Raw genomic sequence first — 17,063 nt, forward strand, 5'->3', positions numbered from 1 at the left:
TGCAAATACCTCCCATCTTATTACAGTTTATTATTTAATGCTTCAGCGAGCGTTTCAAATTGAGCCCAATCTCTTACCGATACACCTGAAGCATTTGGATGACCGCCGCCACCAAAATCACTTGCAATGTCGTTGATAACAATACCTTTAGAACGAATGCGACATCTAATTTCTGTGCCCTCATCAACAGCAAACACCCAAATCTTCAACCCTTGTATATCAGCAATTGCATTTACAAATAATGAAGCTTGGTTCGCAGCAATGTCAAATTGTTCTAAAATTTCTTTAGTAATGGTAACTTTACAGAAACCTTTTTCATTTAAATCAAAATGTTGAAGCACATAACCTTGGAATGGTAACAATTTTGGATCCTTTTCACCCATTTTATTAAGTTCTTCATTATGATTAAAAGGAAATGTCAATAATTGACCCGCAACACCCATTGTATGTGATGTAGTGTTATTAAATAGGAATCTTCCTGTATCTCCCACAATGCCAAGATAAAGTACCCTCGCCACAGATGCATCAATGATGGGAATATCATTAAAATGACTGATGAAATCAAAAATAATTTCACTTGTTGAAGAAGCTTGATCGTTTACAAAATTAATATCGCCATATTGATCAACTGCTGGATGATGATCAATTTTAACCAATAATCGTCCTTGATTAAATCTTTCATCACTAATACGTGGTGAATTAGCTGTGTCACAAACGATAACTAACGCTTCATTGTAAGTATCATCCGAGATTTCATCAAAAGTACCAATAAAATCTAATGACGGTTCTGTTTCGCCAACTGCAAATATCTTTTTATCCGGGAATTTGAGTTTCAAATAGTTCTTTAACCCTAATTGTGAGCCATATGCATCAGGGTCTGGTCTTACATGTCGATGTATAATAATTGTTTCTGAGTCATTAATTTCTTTCATGATTTCATTAAATTCTGTTGTCATCTTTATCTTCCTTTTTCATTATATATTTATTAGTCTATCATTTGACAAATAATCATTGCTTTTGCTACGCGATGGCCGTCACTTGTCATTGTTACTTCTAGTTTTGAAAAATTGCGTCCTACATCTAACATATCATATTGTACATGTATTTCGGATTCTATTTGCACTGTTTTAATATACATAATATTTAAGATTTCTATCATAACTTCTAATTTCTTTAATTTTCTCATTTCATAACGTACTGTTTCTTCAATAATTGCTACAAATACTGATTTACTTAATGTTCCATATTGATTAGTTAATAATGGCGTGATTTGTACATGTATCCCATCATTTGAAATTGTAATATGTTTTGCAATTTGATCATTTATGGTTTCACCAACTTGTGGTTGTCTACTTAACAATTGCATCGCTGTTAACACATCTTTTCTAGTGATTACCCCTATGAGCTTTTTACTCGGAGTAGTCACCGGTAACAATTCAATGCCTTCCCAAATCATCATATGCGCACAGTTTGCCACAGTCGTTGACAATTGAACATTGATAGGTGATTTTGTCATAAATTGTGCAAGTGTGTCTTGGTTTTCCATTTTAATAATCTCTTTACTTGTTACAATACCTACTAATCTCCAATTTTCATCTATGACAGGAAATCTTGAATGGCCTGTCTCACGGGCTTTCGTTTTATAATCACTAAGACTCATATTATCAAATACAACCATGTCTTCAGTCACGGTTTTAACGATATCTTCTACAACCAAAATTTCTTTACGAATCATTTGGTTATACATCGCCCTGTTTATAATATTGGCAACTAAATATGTATCATAATTGGAAGATAGAATTGGTAATTCATGCTCATCAGCATATTGAATGATTTCTTCTGATGTATTAAACCCTCCAGTAATTAATACCGCACTTCCTCTTTTAAGCGCTGCTAGTTGGACATCCTTACGATTTCCCACTATTAATAATGTATGTGGACTAACATATTTTACGACATCTTCAATTTCCATTGCACCAATCGCAAATTTTGTAAGTGTTTTTATCAGACCATTTCTACCACCTAAGACTTGACCATCTATAATTTTCACAATTTCTGCAAAAGTTAGTTGTTCAATCTGTTCACGTGATTTCTTTTCTATTCGTACTGTGCCTACTCTATCTATTGTAGCTACCAATCCAATTTGCCCGGCATCCTTAATAGCCCTGTATGCCGTTCCTTCAGATACACTTAAATCTTTTGCAATCTTTCTAACAGATATCTTTTGTCCAACTGCTAGAGATTCTATATATGATAAAATTTGTTCATGCTTTGTCATTTCAATAACCTCGTTTTTTTTGACAGTTTCTATGACATTATAACTTTTTATAACTAAAATTGCGATGTAACAAAACAAATTATCTTACGATTCCTAAAATCACAGTTTTTGTTCCATTAAATAATATAAAATTTTCTTTTTAGTAAATTAATATGTTAAATAGACAAATTTAATTGGCTTTATGAATAAAATTTTATTAAAATGAAGATAAGGAGGGATGAACAATGTTCAAAAATATTTTACTTGGTGTTGATACAACACTTAAAAATGAGAAAGCACTTGAAGAGGTTTCTAAACTTTCAGGTGAAGGTACTACAGTTACAATATTAAATGCAATTAGCGAGCAAGATGCACAAGCATCCATCAAATCTGGTGTTCATTTAGATAAGCTCGTACAAAAACGTAGTGAAGGTTTAGAAAGTACACGCAATAGCTTAGACGAGTATGGTATTAAATACGATGAGATTATTGTGCGCGGGAATGCGAAAGAACAATTGGTTAAAGAGGCTAATAGTGGAAAATATGAAATTGTTGTCCTCAGTAACCGAAAGGCTGAAGATAAGAAAAAATTTGTCTTAGGTAGTGTCAGTCATAAAGTTGCTAAAAGAGCTCACATCCCAGTATTAATCGTAAAATAATAAAAACGCCTGAAGGACTTTAAAGTGCTTCAGGCGTTTTATTATATATTTAAATACACAGTTTATAAAGGGATTAGAATGAAACGTCTTCACCCGGTTCTAATATTTGTACTTCCCCTACAGATACTGCTTCTTTAAACTTATTTGGATCTTGTTCAATAAGTTCAAAAGTATCGTAGTGTATTGGAACTGAAATTTTCGGTTTAATAAACGAATTAATTGCATAGCTTGCATCGTCGATTCCCATAGTGAAATTGTCACCAATCGGAATAAAGCATACATCCACTGGATGACGATCTGCAATTAATTTCATATCGCTGAATAATCCTGTGTCACCAGTGTGATAAATCGTCTTACCTTCAATTTCTAAAATAAGACCCATTGGCATACCTAGGTATACTGGGACACCATTTTCATCAGTTAAACTTGAACTATGGAATGCTTGTACAAATTTCACATTACCAAAATCAAATTCTGCTTTCCCTCCAATATTCATTGGTCTAACATTTTCCACATTATGATAAGTAGTGAGATAATCACCTAATTCTGCTGAACCAATCACAGTAGCATGATTTCTATTAGCTAATTCTATTGTATCTCCAAAATGATCTCCGTGACCATGTGTTAATATAATATAATCAACTTTAAGTGTAGATGCATCTAAATCAGATTGTCCATTGCCTGTAATAAACGGATCTACAATAACCTTTTTACCATTTGCTTCAAAATAAATTGTTGATTGACCATGAAATGAAAGTTTCATTAATTAATTCCTCCCGTAAATATGTTTAGTCTTTATATACCACAAATCCCTCACGCTATAACACGGTAATTTAATTTACTGAGTGTTTTTCTTCTTAAATTTAAAAATTTTCCTATGATATTGTTTTATTATCATATTTAACTTTTGAATTCCTTCATCAAGTAACATAAAATTAAATATGATTAACTATTTAGGAGGATGAATTAAAATGAAATTAGAACAGATTACCGAAGAATTAAAATCCCAACAGGCAGATGCTGCTTGGATAACAACACCTTTAAATATTTTTTATTTCACTGGTTATTTAAGTGATCCTCATGAACGTTTACTTGCATTACTAATTAAATCAAATGGTGAACAAGTATTGTTTTGCCCGCAATTAGAAGTTGAAGAAGTTCGCGCCTCTCCATTTAATGGTGAAGTTATCGGTTATTTAGACACAGAAAATGCTTTAGATAAATACGATATTAAATTCAATAAATTACTTGTTGAATCAGCACATTTAACATTACAACGTCAACGTGAACTTATTGATGCTTTTGGTGTACAAAGCTTTGGGGATATTGATCAAACAATCAAAACATTACGTAATATTAAAAGTGACTCAGAAATCGAAAAAATTAAAAAAGCTTGTGAACTTGCCGATAAATGTATCGAAATTGGTGTGAGTTTCTTAAAAGAAGGTGTCACTGAACGTCAAGTTGTCAATCATATTGAATATGAAATTAAAGCATATGGTGTAAATGAAATGAGTTTCGACACTATGGTATTATTTGGAGACCATGCTGCTTCCCCTCATGGCACACCAGGAGACCGCCAATTGAAAAAAGACGAGTTTGTCTTATTTGATTTAGGGGTTATTTATGAAAATTACTGCAGTGATATGACTAGAACGGTTAAATTTGGTACACCTGATGCTAAAGCACAAGAAATTTACGATGTTGTATTAAAAGCAGAAAAAGAAGCTATAGCAGCTATTAAACCTGGTGTAACGATTAAAGATGTAGATGATATTGCACGTAACATCATTACTGAAGCGGGTTATGGCGAATACTTTCCTCATCGCCTAGGACATGGCTTAGGCTTAGAAGAACATGAATATCAAGACGTTTCAAGTACAAATACAAATGAATTTAAAGCAGGCATGGTTATAACTGTTGAACCCGGTATTTATGTACCAGGTGTAGCTGGTGTAAGAATTGAGGATGACATCTTAGTTACTGAAAATGGTAATGAAAGTTTAACTGGTTACGAAAAATGATAAAAGAGGCCGTAGTAGAAACAATTCAGCAAGTTGAGCAAGCTGTTGCCAATGGTGCTAATCGAATTGAACTTTGCGATAATTTAAGTGTGGGTGGTACTACACCTAGTTTCGGCATGGTAGAAATTGCAACAGAAATATGCAAAGCTAACCACGTTGAGATTGCTGTTATGATTCGTCCACGTGGTGGTCATTTTGTTTATAACTTGTATGATTTCGAAATCATGCAACGTGACATAAAATCATTGAAACAATTAAATGTAGATTATTTTGTCTTTGGTTGTTTAACTGAGGACTCAACTTTAAACGAATGGCAAATGAAGACCTTGAAAAATTTGTCCTCACCTACTCCAGTTGTATGTCATATGGCATTTGATGAAATTTACCTAGAAGGACAAATTAAGGCTTTACACCAATTAATTGATATAGGGTTTACACGTTTATTAACACATGGCGGACCGAGCGATACAAATCTGTTCGATAACTTAAATCAATTAGGTAAACTTGTAGTAAATTCAGGCGGTCACATCGAAATCGTGCCTGGCGGCGGTCTGAATAAAGACAATCTTCCTGAACTTCTTGAAGCCTTTCCGTTCCAAGAAGTCCACGGTACTAAAATCGTTTAAATACTTCCCATATTTTCTTAATGACATTATCATTTTGACATAGCAAAATAAAAAACTGGCAAGTCTTTTTGAGTTAAATACTCCAAGACTTGCCAGTTTTTTATTTAATAATTCATTACTTATATTATTTAAGTGCACTTTCGATATCTGTATAAGATAGGTTCAATGCTTCCGCTACGCCTTTGTTCGTCAACTCGCCATTAATTGTATTAAGTCCTAATGACAATGCATGGTTATCTTGTAAAGCCTTTAAATAGCCTTTACTTGCTAGTTGTTGGGCATATGGTAACGTTGCATTATTTAGAGCAATTGTAGATGTGCGTGGCACTGCACCAGGCATATTCGCAACAGCATAGTGTACGACGCCATGTTTTTTATATGTTGGGTCATCATGTGTGGAAATTCGATCCGTTGTTTCAAAAATACCACCTTGGTCAATTGCAATATCAACGATAACGGCTCCATCTCTCATTTCTTTGACCATATCTTCAGTTACAAGATTTGGTGCCTTAGCGCCTGGAATTAATACAGCACCAATAACTAAATCGCTATCTTTCACACATTGTTCTATATTTAAAGGGTTAGACATGATTGTGTGGACACGTCCATCAAACAAATCTTCTAATTCTTGTAAACGTTTAGGATTAACATCTAAAATTGTAACATCAGCACCTAAACCAAGTGCAATTTTAGCAGCATTTGTTCCAGCTTGACCACCGCCAATGATAGATACGCGACCTTTTGATACGCCAGGTACACCACCAAGTAAAATGCCCATGCCACCTTTATATTTTTGTAAAAATTCAGCACCAATTTGTGCAGACATACGACCTGCAACCTCACTCATTGGTGTTAATAATGGTAATGTACGATCAGGCAATTGGACCGTTTCGTAAGCAATACCAACTACTTTATTTTCTAGTAAAGCTCGAGTTAATTTTTCTTCATTCGCTAGATGTAAATAAGTAAATAGAATTAGACCTTCTTTGAAATATTGAAACTCTTCTTCTAATGGTTCTTTCACTTTCATAACCATATCTACGTTCCATACTTCAGCTTGTTCATTAACGATGCTTGCACCAGCTTCAGTATAGTCTACATCTTCAAAATACGAACCTAAGCCTGCAGATTTTTCAACAATGACAGTATGACCTTGTTCTACCAATGCATGTACACCACTTGGTGACAAACTCACTCTATTTTCATTGTTTTTAATCTCTTTCGGAATACCTATAATCATTTCATCCACCTCCAAATTTATAGTAACGCGTATTTTATGAAAGCGCAATCAAAGTTTAGAGTACTTTTACAACATTTAAATTATGTTAATATTCTGTAAACGGTGGTATAATATAAGTAAGAAAAATAAGGAGGTAATTACGATGCTAACTTATAAAAGTATTTTAATAGCCGTCGATGGATCACATGAAGCTGAATGGGCCTTTAACAAAGCAGTGGATGTGGCAAAACGTAATGATGCAAAATTAACAGTGGTGAATGTCATTGATTCAAGAACATATTCTTCATATGAAGTGTATGATGCTCAATTTACTGAGAAGTCAAAAAATTTCTCAGACGATTTATTAAAAGGTTATAAAGAAGTTGCTACAAATGCTGGTGTGAAAAACGTTGAAACACGTTTAGAATTTGGTTCACCAAAAGCTATTATACCTAAAAAGCTAGCAACAGATGTAGATGCTGACTTAATTATGTGCGGTACTTCAGGGTTAAATGCTGTCGAAAGATTTATCGTTGGTTCAGTATCTGAAGCAATTGTTCGCCATTCTCCATGTGATGTGTTAGTGGTTCGTACAGAAGAACTTCCTGAAGATTTCCAACCTCAAGTTGCCACTGATGAGTTTAGATCTCAATATCAAGCTCACTAAATAGTTTTTAATTTATAGGGCTGATTGAACAAGATAATTACGAAAAGAGCTTGAGACATTAATAGATGTCTCAGGCTTTTTTCAATTAAACAGTAGCTGTAAAGCCCCCCCTCTCCTCATTTTAAATTTCAAAAATCTTCATTACACTCACTACTTTACAATATAGTCATTGAAATTTTAATTTCATTTCACACCTATCCTTTATACTTAATTTAATACTTTTAAATTAAGGAGCATGTAAATATGAAAATGATTTATAAATCATTCGCAATAAGTTTATTAGCATTAACTACTTTGAGTCACACATATAATAGTCAAGTTAGTGCAAAGGCTAAAGTATCCGAACACGCAACACAATCCGTAGACGACCTTAGATTTATAGGTAGTCAAACTGTGCCATATAACACTCAATTCGATGATACAAAAGTTGGCGCTATTTCTGGAATTACCTATCAACCAACAACTCATCGTTGGTTATTAATAAGTGCTGATCGTTCAGAACAAAATCCTTCTAGATTCTACGAAGCAAAACTAAACTATAACCAAAATCATTTTAATAAAATTAAGCTACAATCTATGCACTTTCTAAAACAGCCGAATGGTTCAAACTATACTAACAAGAACCATTACAAAGACAATCCACAAGATATCGTTGCTGATCCATAATCTATTCGCTTCGACCCTTTATACAAACAAATCATGTATACAAGTGAAGGTGATCGTAGTTTAGGCCTAAATCCTTTTATCCATTTAGCTTCGTTACAGGGCGACTTTATTACAGAAATACCTATAAGCCACACACAAAAAATGGATCAACATGCAAAACATGGTTTCCGTAATAATCTCGCATTAGAAGGAAGTACATTTTCAGCAGATGGGCATTCTATTTGGACAGCAACAGAAGCGCCTTTAATACAAGATGGTAAATCCCCTACACCTACAACAGAGGGATTATCTCGCATCACACAATATGATAGACAAGGACGCTTATTAAACGAATATGCATATCGTTTAGATGCTATACCGAAATCACCTGGTAAGGGTAAGGAAGCTGAAAATGGCGTTTCTGAATTATTAGCAATTAACAATCATGAATTTTTAACTTTGGAACGCGCAAGTGTGCAATCTTCTGATAATTCATATCACAATTATGTACGCATTTATAAAATAAATACCGACCAAGCTACAGATATTAAAAATCAAGAGTCATTAAAGCAAACTAAGATTCACCCTGTAAAAAAAGAACTCATCGCTGATTTAAATAAAGAAGATATTGGTCACATAGATAATATCGAAGGTATTACATTTGGTAAACAATTACCAAATGGACACGACAGCATTGTTATAGTTGCTGACAATAATTTTAATAAGGCTCAAAAGCAACAATTTATGGCGTTTGAAGTTATTCCAAAATAACAAAAAAGGCATTTTCCGATTTTGGAAAATGCCTTTACTTATTTAAATATAATTTATTTAAGATCACCAAAATTGATAACGTCACGCGCAATCATAACTTCTTCATTTGTTGGAATAACGATAACTTTAACTGGTGAGTGTGGGTAGTTAATAAATGCTTCTTCACCATGAATGCTTTCATTTTTCTTAGCATCCCAATATACTCCCATAAATTCTAATCCTTCTAACACTTTAGCTCTTACAACATCAGAATTTTCACCAACGCCTGCTGTAAATACGATAACATCTACACCATGCATACGTGTCGCATAAGAACCGATATATTTGTGAATACGTGAAGCGAAGACATCGAGTGCTAATTGAGCTCTATCTTTGCCCTCTTCAGCTTCTCCTTGAATATCTCTTAAATCACTAGATGTACCAGAGATACCAAGTAATCCTGATTCCTTATTCAACGTATTTAAGACTTCTTCAGCATTCTTACCTGTTTTTTCCATGATAAACGGAATTAATGCAGGGTCAATGTTACCTGAACGTGTTCCCATTGTCACACCAGCTAAAGGTGTGAATCCCATGGATGTATCTACAGATTCTCCACCATCGATAGCAGCTATAGAGGCACCATTACCAATATGACAAGAAATAAGACGTAATTCTTCAATTGGTTTACCTAAAATATCTGCTGCACGTTGAGAGACATATTTATGGCTCGTACCGTGGAAACCATATTTACGAATACCATAATCTTTATAATATTGATAAGGTAAACTATACAAGAACGATTTTTCAGGCATTGTTTGATGGAATGATGTATCAAACACTGCGACATGTGGAATTTCCGGTAATAATTTACGGAAAGCGCGGATACCCATTAAGTTAGCTGGGTTGTGTAAAGGTGCTAATTCACTTAAACTTTCAATTTGCTTTTCTACTTCATCAGTTATATAAACTGACTCTGGGAATAATTCGCCACCATGTACAACTCGGTGTCCAGTACCATTAATGTCATAAATACTATCAATGACACCATGTTTTTTGAAACTATCTAACATGATATTAACTGCTTCTTCGTGATCAGCAATATCATTTGTTTCTTTAATTTTATCCCCATTTACTTCAATAGTGAATACTGAATCTTTTAATCCAATACGTTCAATAAGTCCCTTAGTTACAATTTTTTCTTCCGGCATTTCAATAAGTTGAAATTTCAAAGATGAACTACCAGCATTTATAGCCAAAATCAATTTTGACATAAGCACAATGCCTCCATTTTCAAATAAGTTTTATATCCATTACTATTTAATCATTAATACAGTATGAATTCAAGAATATTACAGTTTAATTTTCAGGATGATTTTCTTGCATCCATGCATTTAAATCTTGTAAAAATGCTTGGAACTGTTGTGGGCTCTTGAAATCTGGTATATTTGCTAATAAAACTTCGACTGGTTTCGTCACATTCGTTTCTTTTTTCTGTAATACAAGGATAGATTTACGTGCTTTTTCATTTTTAAATAAGGTTGATGGTAAATTTAAGAATGCTTGCATTTCTGTCTCTGTAGCAATGAAATTTTGCAACTGTTTCACATTTTCACCTTCAAAAATATTGCTTGGAACAACTAAAAATGCATAACCAGATGCTTTCATAGCTGTAATAGCTTGCTCTATCAATAAGAAATGAGAATAACTGTGCCCTTCATCGAAACCAAGTGCCATTTCTTTACTTCTATCATCAACAGGATAGTATCCAATTGGTAAATCCCCTATTACAACGTCTGCGTCTTCGAAAGGTAAAGGCATAATTGCATCTTGAGGATAAACATCAAACGGTATTTCTAAAAAGTTAGCCAAATGGACACTTACTCTAGAAAGTACTGGATCTACTTCTACTAAGTGATGCATTAAAGTGTGATCTGAAAGCACCTCGTGTACCGAAGCACTTAAATGTCCAGCACCACTAGCAATATCTGCAATGTGCATTGACTCGTTATTTTTTAAGAATCGTTCAGCTAAAAAGCCTAAAATTAGGCCAATAGAATCTGGTGTAATTTGATGATTTGCTTGTATATCTTCTTTTTGCATTAGACTTAGATATGCAAACTGGAATGCTTTCCTTCTATCTTGCAATGTAGCTTGTTCTAATAACTCTCTCTTATTTGTATAAATATGCTCCATAGCAAGACCTAAATTTTCGATAAAACTTTGTCCGTTTCCATCATTTAAATCCTTTACTTTTTCATCTAATGTTTTGAATAACTGCTCCATTACTGTTTCTTCTTGTGTCATTTAATAGTCCTTTCTAAAAAAACTGCCCATAATTTAATTGAAATCAAGCCAGTTTATACTAACTTATTTTACCAAATAATTATGGACAGTAATTTTTATAATGTCAATGATACTGTTTGCTTGAGCAACAATATATTTAACTTATTATATATATTGCAAAACGTAATTAAATATTGCGATATGCTTCTAATGCTGATTCAAAGTCTGGGAAATCTGTACCTTCAGAAACAATCTCTGAATATACGACTTTATTATTTTTATCTAATACAAAAACGGAACGTGCAAGTAAACGTAATTCTTCCATTACGACACCATAGTTTTTACCAAAAGATAAGTCTTTATGGTCACTTAATGTAATCACGTTATCTAATCCGTTCGATGCACACCATCTTTTTTGTGCGAATGGTAAATCAACTGAAACAGTTAATACAACGCCATCTTCTTGTGAAGCTTCTTCGTTAAATTTACGCGTTTGTTGATCGCAAACACCTGTATCTATAGATGGTACAACACTAATTAATTTCTTTTGACCATCATAAGTTGATAAGTTTACTTCATTTAAATCATTATCTAGCAAAGTGAATTCTGGAGCTGTTTCACCTGTTTTCACTTGCGAACCTAATAAAGTAATTGGTTCTTGTTTGAATGTAATTTGCGCCATTAGAACGCCTCCTAAATTATAAATGTGTACTTCAATTATTATAACGCTTTAGAATTATGAATGATACTATTCTACCTGTAATAAGTGTTAACCTACTTTAAATAAAACAATTTTTCAAATTTATTTTTTATGACCACCGTATCTGCGAAATAATCATGTATACCTCTATGCTTTTTAGTAAAAATTGTCACTAAATAAGGCAAGTTTGCAAATACACCGCTAATAATACGTCCAATCCATTCTCTAAACAGTACATCTGTCCACGTTAGCTGTTGTCTGTCCATGCGCTCTACTCTGATATTGCAAATCATTTTACCAAGTGTTTGTTTAAAATATTTTGTCATTAATACAAAATACAAATAAAATACTAATGCATCCAACAGATGACCCACACTAAAATAATCAATCCATAGTTTTGCTGAATCTAAATTTGTGAAATGATAAATCGGTTTTAAGATCAAACTATGTACTCCGAAAATGATTAACAAATCTATTATGAAAGCACAAAACCTAATACCAAAACCAGCATATAAAGCTTTTAACATTTGTTCATGATACAGTGCATCTGTATCTATTTTTTGTGCACTATCTTTTGTATATTCTGAAACACTGTCTTGTATGTTTTCCATAATTTCACCTAACCCTCGTAAAGATACATAGGTTCAGTTTTAGTATCATTTGTAATGATTGATTTCACATCTTTGATTTCATTTGTAAACTGAGAAATGCTTGATTTCACATTATACATTGATGAGAACCAACCACCGTCTGTGCTATATTCAAACACTTCTGCGTCCTTAGCATTAATATCTTTTTTCAATGCTTTGACAGTTTGATCTTCGTAACCAATTTCGTCAATCAGACCATTACTTTTCGCTTGTTGCGCGCTATAAATTCGACCATCTGCCAGCTTTCTAACTTTACTTTCTGGCATATCTCGACCGTCTTTTACAATATTAACAAATCTATTGAAGCTATCATCTAAAACAGATTGTAAGATATCTCTTTCTTCGCTTGTCATTTCTCTTGAACTGCTTAAAATATCTTTATGTTCACCTGATTTGATTACGTTTTGTTTGATACCTAAATTCTTTTGTAATCCGGAGTAATCGATACTAGACATAATCACTCCGATTGAACCAGTCATTGTTTGTGGACCTGCATAAATCTTATCTGCAGGTGCTGAAATATAATATCCACCTGACGCAGCCATGCTATCCATATGTACATAAATCTTTTTATGTTTTTGTTTAATTTCTTTTATCTTTTCATAAATTTCATCACTTGGATATGTACCGCCACCGGGTGTATTGACCGTTAACAGCACACCTTTTATAGAATCATCTTTTTTCACATTATCCAACTGTTTTAAAAATGCTTCATGGTTATATCCTTCACCACCGAACAGGCCACCACCAGTACCTTCAGTAATTTCACCATTTAATGTTAGATGAGCGATACGTTTGCTGGAATTACCTTCTTTTTCTACTTTCTCTGTAAAAGGATTCGTATCAGATGTAGTTGATTCACTAAATAAAGATGAAACAACAGCTGAAATAGAACTCATTATTATACCACCTAGAACGATCACAACTGCAAGTATTAAGGCGATAATACGCTTTTTCGACATTCATCGTCACTCCCATATATTTTCTATTGATTCCTTCTTCATTTAAACACAATTAAATCCTAAATGTATACCTTAAATAAGATTAATAAAGAGAGCATAGTAAGAAATCAATCCATTTTGATTTCTTACTATGCTCTCAACAATTCATCATTTACTTTAGACCATACTGTTACTTATTGATAAACACTTTCTGTTAAAATCCAATCACGTGTTTGACTCAAAACTACTACAAAAATGAGACTTATGTATTTATAACAGATTTTATATACTGTACTAATTGATAGCTATATGATTTGTATTAAATAATCATAAGCATTTTTCAAGATTAATATTGCAGTCACGACTATAAATAATACTTTGACGTAGCCCACACCTTTTTTTATAGCAAACATAGCACCTACATAAGAACCACATATCATACTTACAGCCATAATCAAGCCATAAAAATAATCCACTTGGCCTAAGCATATAAATAAGAGGAGTGCACCTAAATTGGAGGCAAAGTTTAACACTTTCGCATTACCTGCCGCGCCTAAAAAATCAAAACCAAACATTAGTAAAATAAAGAGCATAAAAGAACCCGTTCCGCCACCTAAAAAGCCATCATAAAAGCCTATTAAACACATGAGTAAAGCAAATAGTATTGCTTTCCCAAAAGTTAATTTGGTAAAGGTACGGACGTTACCCCAATCTTTTTTCATAATCGTGTAAATCATCACAATGGTTAGTATAACAATAACAACTGGTTTTAAGAGCTCTGAAGGTAAGAATGTGGCGATACTGGCGCCACCAATAGCGAATACAAATACAAATGGAAATAATTTACCAACAATTTTCAAATCTACATTGCCAGAACGCAAAAAGCGAAATGCACTTGTCAAAGAACCGAATGCACTTGCTAATTTATTTGTTCCTAATGCTGTGGATGGTGGCATACCAACTGCAAGCAATGCAGGTATTGATATTAAACCACCACCGCCTACAACTGCATCAATAAATGCAGCCAAAAATCCAAGAAGAATAATGATGATTACAATTGAAACATCCCACTCTAACATTTAACCAACCCCTTTATTTATTAAAAAATATATATTCCATGATACTTTAATATATTAAAATAAATCGTCAGCTAGTGCTTGTGTTGCTGTATCTTTTTCACTTTGGTAATCACTAGTAATAAGCAATGTTTCAATACCATCTACAGCTTGTTGTACTAATGGTTCAAAATCATAACCAATTTCATATTTTTCTACTTTTTCAATATCTGGTTCAGTTATAGGATTTTTTGGCGTGAAGATTGTGCAACAATCTTCATAAGGTTGAATAGACACATCAAACGTTCTAATTTCTTTCGCTTTTTTTACAATATCTTCTTTATCTAACGTTAATAACGGGCGAAGTACTGGTGTAGAAGTGACATGGTTAATAGCATACATACTTTTTAGCGTTTGACTTGCCACTTGACCTAAATTTTCACCATTTACTATCGCATGGGCATCAATATCATGAACAACTTTATCCGCAACGCGCATCATCATGCGTCTTGTTGAAGTCATTGTATAGCGTTCATGTACAACTTTATTAACTTGTTTTTGTAAATCTGTAAAAGGAACAATATGCAATTTTATGGGTCCTACATGTCCAGATAAAATGCGTGTTAATTCAATAACCTTTTCTTTCGCTTTTTCACTTGTAAATGGCGGACTATGAAAATGAATCGCTTCTACTGTAACACCTCTGCGCATAACTTCTATACCTGCAACAGGTGAATCAATACCGCCGGATAGCATAAGCAATGTCTTACCACCCGTACCTACTGGTAATCCACCTGAACCTTCAATCACTTGATCGTACATATAGATTGCATCTAAACGTACTTCTACTTTAATGTTGTGATCTGGGTTATGCACATCGACTGATAAATGGTTCGTAGCATCTAAAACAGCGCCACCGACCGTGCGTTGCAATGCATACGTATCATATGGAAAGTTTTTATCTGAACGTTTTACATCAATTTTAAATGTATCACCATCTGCATATTCCTTAGCAAAGCGCACCGCTAATTCATTAACCGCTTCTACTGTCTTTTCAATTTTTAATACGGGACTGATAGAATAAATACCGAAGACTTTTTTTAGTCGATTACACATTTCTTCAATATCTGCGCCTTCGTCTAATTCAATATACATTCTGTCTCTATTTGCCTTTACTGTATAACCTTGTAACGGCATTAATGCAAGCTTTACATTAGAACGTAATTTGTTCACAAATATTTTACGGTTGGCGCCTTTTAAAGTAAGCTCACCGTACCTCACTAATATGTGATCATAAATCATACTAACAACTCCTTCACTTCTTCATATACTAATTTGAATTTTTCCTTGAATGTTTCAATATCTACTTCAGTAGTATAGCTATCCATAGAAATACGGATACTACCTTCAATTTGCTTCGTTGGAATACCCATTGCTAACAAAACTTCATTAAGACTTGCTTTTTTCGAAGAACAAGCACTCGTCGTTGATAACATGATGTCATTTTTAGAGAATGCATTCACCAATACTTCACCTTTAACACCTGCCAACCCAACATTTAAAATATGAGCAGCAGCACCCTTAGGTGAATTAACCTCAACACCACGAAATGCAACCAAATATTGGCGTAATTCATTATTAAATTCGCTTAACCGACTATTTAAATCCTGTGTATGATTAACTGCTGATTTCATCGCTTTAACGATAGCAATATCCATCGGTAAGTTAACCGTCCCACTTCTCACACCAAATTCTTGTCCACCACCATGAACAATTGGTTCTAACTGATGTATATTTCGAACAAATAAAATGCCTTGGCCTTTCAAACCATTAAATTTATGTCCGCTTAGACTAAGTGTATCTACACCTTCAAATATGAGTGGTGTTTTCCCAATAGCTTGTACTGCATCAACATGTAAATGTGCTTTAGGATATTGATGAACAATCTCTGCTATATCGGCAATCGGTTGTATTTGACCCATTATATTGTTGACATGCATACATGTAACAAGTCCTACATTATCTGACATTAATGTTTGAAGGTGATTCAAATCTATTCGACCTTCATCTGTTACATCGACATACTTCACAATAAATCCTTCGTCCTCTAGTGAACGAACCACTTCTAAAACGGAGGGATGTTCTAATAATGAAGTGATAATTTCATTGGCGAAATTCTTTTTCTTATAAGCAATACCTTTAAGTGCTATATTATTTGATTCAGTAGCACCACTTGTATAAATAATATCAAATGTATTATCTAAATTAAATAAGTCTTTAATTTGTCGTTTTGATTGTTGTAATAATTGTTCTGCTTGTAAACCTGCTTGATGTGGACTATTAGGATTAAAATATAGTGATTGATTCACTTTAATAAAAGTATCTAACACATCTTGATTAGGCTTCGTTGTTGCAGCGTTATCAAGGTATATCAATGTTTTCACTCCAATTTTTTCTTGTAGTTTATTTGAACTCCGAAAAGCGTCGGCTTTTAAAATTTTATATCTTAATCGGAATATGCTACATATAAACATTTCATTTAACAGAATATATGCATGCGCTCCACCTATTCATTTTAATGATT

At 33.5% G+C, this 17,063-nt stretch carries 16 protein-coding genes and 1 pseudogene; 5 read left to right on the forward strand and 12 right to left on the reverse strand.

The window, feature by feature from the left end:
* Positions 1-20: 20 nt before the first annotated feature.
* Both L987_RS08295 and L987_RS08300 read right to left on the reverse strand, forming a co-directional pair.
* Positions 21-956 (reverse strand): DHH family phosphoesterase, encoded by a 936-nt coding sequence (locus L987_RS08295; protein ID WP_011302905.1) that lies wholly within the window; start codon positions 954-956, stop codon positions 21-23.
* 29 nt (positions 957-985) lie between these two features.
* Complete coding sequence (locus L987_RS08300) at positions 986-2,278, reverse strand: DRTGG domain-containing protein (protein ID WP_002483041.1); 1,293 nt, start codon at positions 2,276-2,278, stop codon at positions 986-988.
* Between the two features lie 224 nt (positions 2,279-2,502).
* On the opposite strand from L987_RS08300, the gene L987_RS08305 reads away from it, so the two are divergent.
* On the forward strand, positions 2,503-2,916 hold the full coding sequence (locus L987_RS08305; RefSeq protein WP_002483040.1) for a universal stress protein: 414 nt from the start codon (positions 2,503-2,505) through the stop codon (positions 2,914-2,916).
* Between the two features lie 73 nt (positions 2,917-2,989).
* Here L987_RS08305 and L987_RS08310 read toward each other — a convergent pair whose 3' ends face one another.
* Positions 2,990-3,679: a metal-dependent hydrolase gene (locus L987_RS08310; protein ID WP_047504044.1), complete on the reverse strand. Its 690-nt coding sequence runs from the start codon at positions 3,677-3,679 to the stop codon at positions 2,990-2,992.
* Positions 3,680-3,887: 208 nt separating this feature from the next.
* Between L987_RS08310 and L987_RS08315 the strand changes: the two genes are divergently transcribed.
* The gene (locus L987_RS08315; RefSeq protein ID WP_011302902.1) at positions 3,888-4,940 is read left to right on the forward strand and encodes a M24 family metallopeptidase; all 1,053 of its coding nucleotides are present in this window, start codon (positions 3,888-3,890) and stop codon (positions 4,938-4,940) included.
* Positions 4,937-5,566, forward strand: coding sequence for a copper homeostasis protein CutC (locus L987_RS08320; protein WP_047504049.1), 630 nt, complete (start codon positions 4,937-4,939; stop codon positions 5,564-5,566). Before L987_RS08315 ends, L987_RS08320 begins: the two co-directional genes overlap by 4 nt.
* A gap of 124 nt (positions 5,567-5,690) precedes the next feature.
* Here L987_RS08320 and ald read toward each other — a convergent pair whose 3' ends face one another.
* A complete protein-coding gene (gene ald / locus L987_RS08325; RefSeq protein ID WP_011302900.1) occupies positions 5,691-6,806 on the reverse strand; it encodes an alanine dehydrogenase in 1,116 nt (371 codons plus the stop codon).
* A gap of 142 nt (positions 6,807-6,948) precedes the next feature.
* Between ald and L987_RS08330 the strand changes: the two genes are divergently transcribed.
* Both L987_RS08330 and L987_RS08335 read left to right on the forward strand, forming a co-directional pair.
* Positions 6,949-7,452 (forward strand): universal stress protein, encoded by a 504-nt coding sequence (locus L987_RS08330; protein ID WP_047504052.1) that lies wholly within the window; start codon positions 6,949-6,951, stop codon positions 7,450-7,452.
* Between the two features lie 249 nt (positions 7,453-7,701).
* Positions 7,702-8,868 (forward strand): annotated as a pseudogene (locus L987_RS08335) (esterase-like activity of phytase family protein).
* Positions 8,869-8,921: 53 nt separating this feature from the next.
* On the opposite strand, the gene L987_RS08340 reads toward L987_RS08335, so the two are convergent.
* The 8 genes from L987_RS08340 to L987_RS08375 form a co-directional block, all read right to left on the reverse strand.
* Complete coding sequence (locus L987_RS08340) at positions 8,922-10,121, reverse strand: acetate kinase (protein ID WP_011302897.1); 1,200 nt, start codon at positions 10,119-10,121, stop codon at positions 8,922-8,924.
* A gap of 85 nt (positions 10,122-10,206) precedes the next feature.
* Positions 10,207-11,154, reverse strand: coding sequence for a class I SAM-dependent methyltransferase (locus L987_RS08345; RefSeq protein WP_011302896.1), 948 nt, complete (start codon positions 11,152-11,154; stop codon positions 10,207-10,209).
* Positions 11,155-11,320: 166 nt separating this feature from the next.
* Entirely contained in the window at positions 11,321-11,815 is a 495-nt protein-coding gene (gene tpx / locus L987_RS08350; protein WP_002483031.1) for a thiol peroxidase, read from the reverse strand.
* A 92-nt stretch (positions 11,816-11,907) separates the two neighbouring features.
* Positions 11,908-12,444 (reverse strand): RDD family protein, encoded by a 537-nt coding sequence (locus tag L987_RS08355; RefSeq protein ID WP_047504054.1) that lies wholly within the window; start codon positions 12,442-12,444, stop codon positions 11,908-11,910.
* A gap of 8 nt (positions 12,445-12,452) precedes the next feature.
* Complete coding sequence (gene sppA / locus L987_RS08360) at positions 12,453-13,445, reverse strand: signal peptide peptidase SppA (RefSeq protein ID WP_011302894.1); 993 nt, start codon at positions 13,443-13,445, stop codon at positions 12,453-12,455.
* 284 nt (positions 13,446-13,729) lie between these two features.
* Positions 13,730-14,503 (reverse strand): sulfite exporter TauE/SafE family protein, encoded by a 774-nt coding sequence (locus tag L987_RS08365; protein WP_011302893.1) that lies wholly within the window; start codon positions 14,501-14,503, stop codon positions 13,730-13,732.
* Between the two features lie 54 nt (positions 14,504-14,557).
* Positions 14,558-15,781, reverse strand: a complete 1,224-nt coding sequence (thiI, locus tag L987_RS08370; protein ID WP_047504056.1) for a tRNA uracil 4-sulfurtransferase ThiI — start codon at positions 15,779-15,781, stop codon at positions 14,558-14,560.
* Positions 15,778-16,914 carry a cysteine desulfurase family protein gene (locus tag L987_RS08375; protein WP_047504059.1) on the reverse strand — a complete coding sequence of 379 codons (1,137 nt, stop codon included), beginning with the start codon at positions 16,912-16,914 and terminating at the stop codon, positions 15,778-15,780. The genes thiI and L987_RS08375 overlap by 4 nt, the downstream gene beginning before the upstream one ends.
* Positions 16,915-17,063: the final 149 nt, after the last annotated feature.

It is taken from the genome of Staphylococcus sp. ZWU0021 (genome assembly GCF_000798895.1).
Classification (GTDB): domain Bacteria; phylum Bacillota; class Bacilli; order Staphylococcales; family Staphylococcaceae; genus Staphylococcus; species Staphylococcus saprophyticus.

Bases quoted from the DNA above. Each gene is read 5' to 3' on its own strand.
- L987_RS08295 (WP_011302905.1), bottom strand. From the start codon at position 956: ATGACAACAGAATTTAATGAAATCATGAAAGAAATTAATGACTCAGAA.
- L987_RS08300 (WP_002483041.1), bottom strand. From the start codon at position 2,278: ATGACAAAGCATGAACAAATTTTATCATATATAGAATCTCTAGCAGTT.
- L987_RS08305 (WP_002483040.1), top strand. From the start codon at position 2,503: ATGTTCAAAAATATTTTACTTGGTGTTGATACAACACTTAAAAATGAG.
- L987_RS08310 (WP_047504044.1), bottom strand. From the start codon at position 3,679: ATGAAACTTTCATTTCATGGTCAATCAACAATTTATTTTGAAGCAAAT.
- L987_RS08315 (WP_011302902.1), top strand. From the start codon at position 3,888: ATGAAATTAGAACAGATTACCGAAGAATTAAAATCCCAACAGGCAGAT.
- L987_RS08320 (WP_047504049.1), top strand. From the start codon at position 4,937: ATGATAAAAGAGGCCGTAGTAGAAACAATTCAGCAAGTTGAGCAAGCT.
- ald (WP_011302900.1), bottom strand. From the start codon at position 6,806: ATGATTATAGGTATTCCGAAAGAGATTAAAAACAATGAAAATAGAGTG.
- L987_RS08330 (WP_047504052.1), top strand. From the start codon at position 6,949: ATGCTAACTTATAAAAGTATTTTAATAGCCGTCGATGGATCACATGAA.
- L987_RS08340 (WP_011302897.1), bottom strand. From the start codon at position 10,121: ATGTCAAAATTGATTTTGGCTATAAATGCTGGTAGTTCATCTTTGAAA.
- L987_RS08345 (WP_011302896.1), bottom strand. From the start codon at position 11,154: ATGACACAAGAAGAAACAGTAATGGAGCAGTTATTCAAAACATTAGAT.
- tpx (WP_002483031.1), bottom strand. From the start codon at position 11,815: ATGGCGCAAATTACATTCAAACAAGAACCAATTACTTTATTAGGTTCG.
- L987_RS08355 (WP_047504054.1), bottom strand. From the start codon at position 12,444: ATGGAAAACATACAAGACAGTGTTTCAGAATATACAAAAGATAGTGCA.
- sppA (WP_011302894.1), bottom strand. From the start codon at position 13,445: ATGTCGAAAAAGCGTATTATCGCCTTAATACTTGCAGTTGTGATCGTT.
- L987_RS08365 (WP_011302893.1), bottom strand. From the start codon at position 14,503: ATGTTAGAGTGGGATGTTTCAATTGTAATCATCATTATTCTTCTTGGA.
- thiI (WP_047504056.1), bottom strand. From the start codon at position 15,781: ATGATTTATGATCACATATTAGTGAGGTACGGTGAGCTTACTTTAAAA.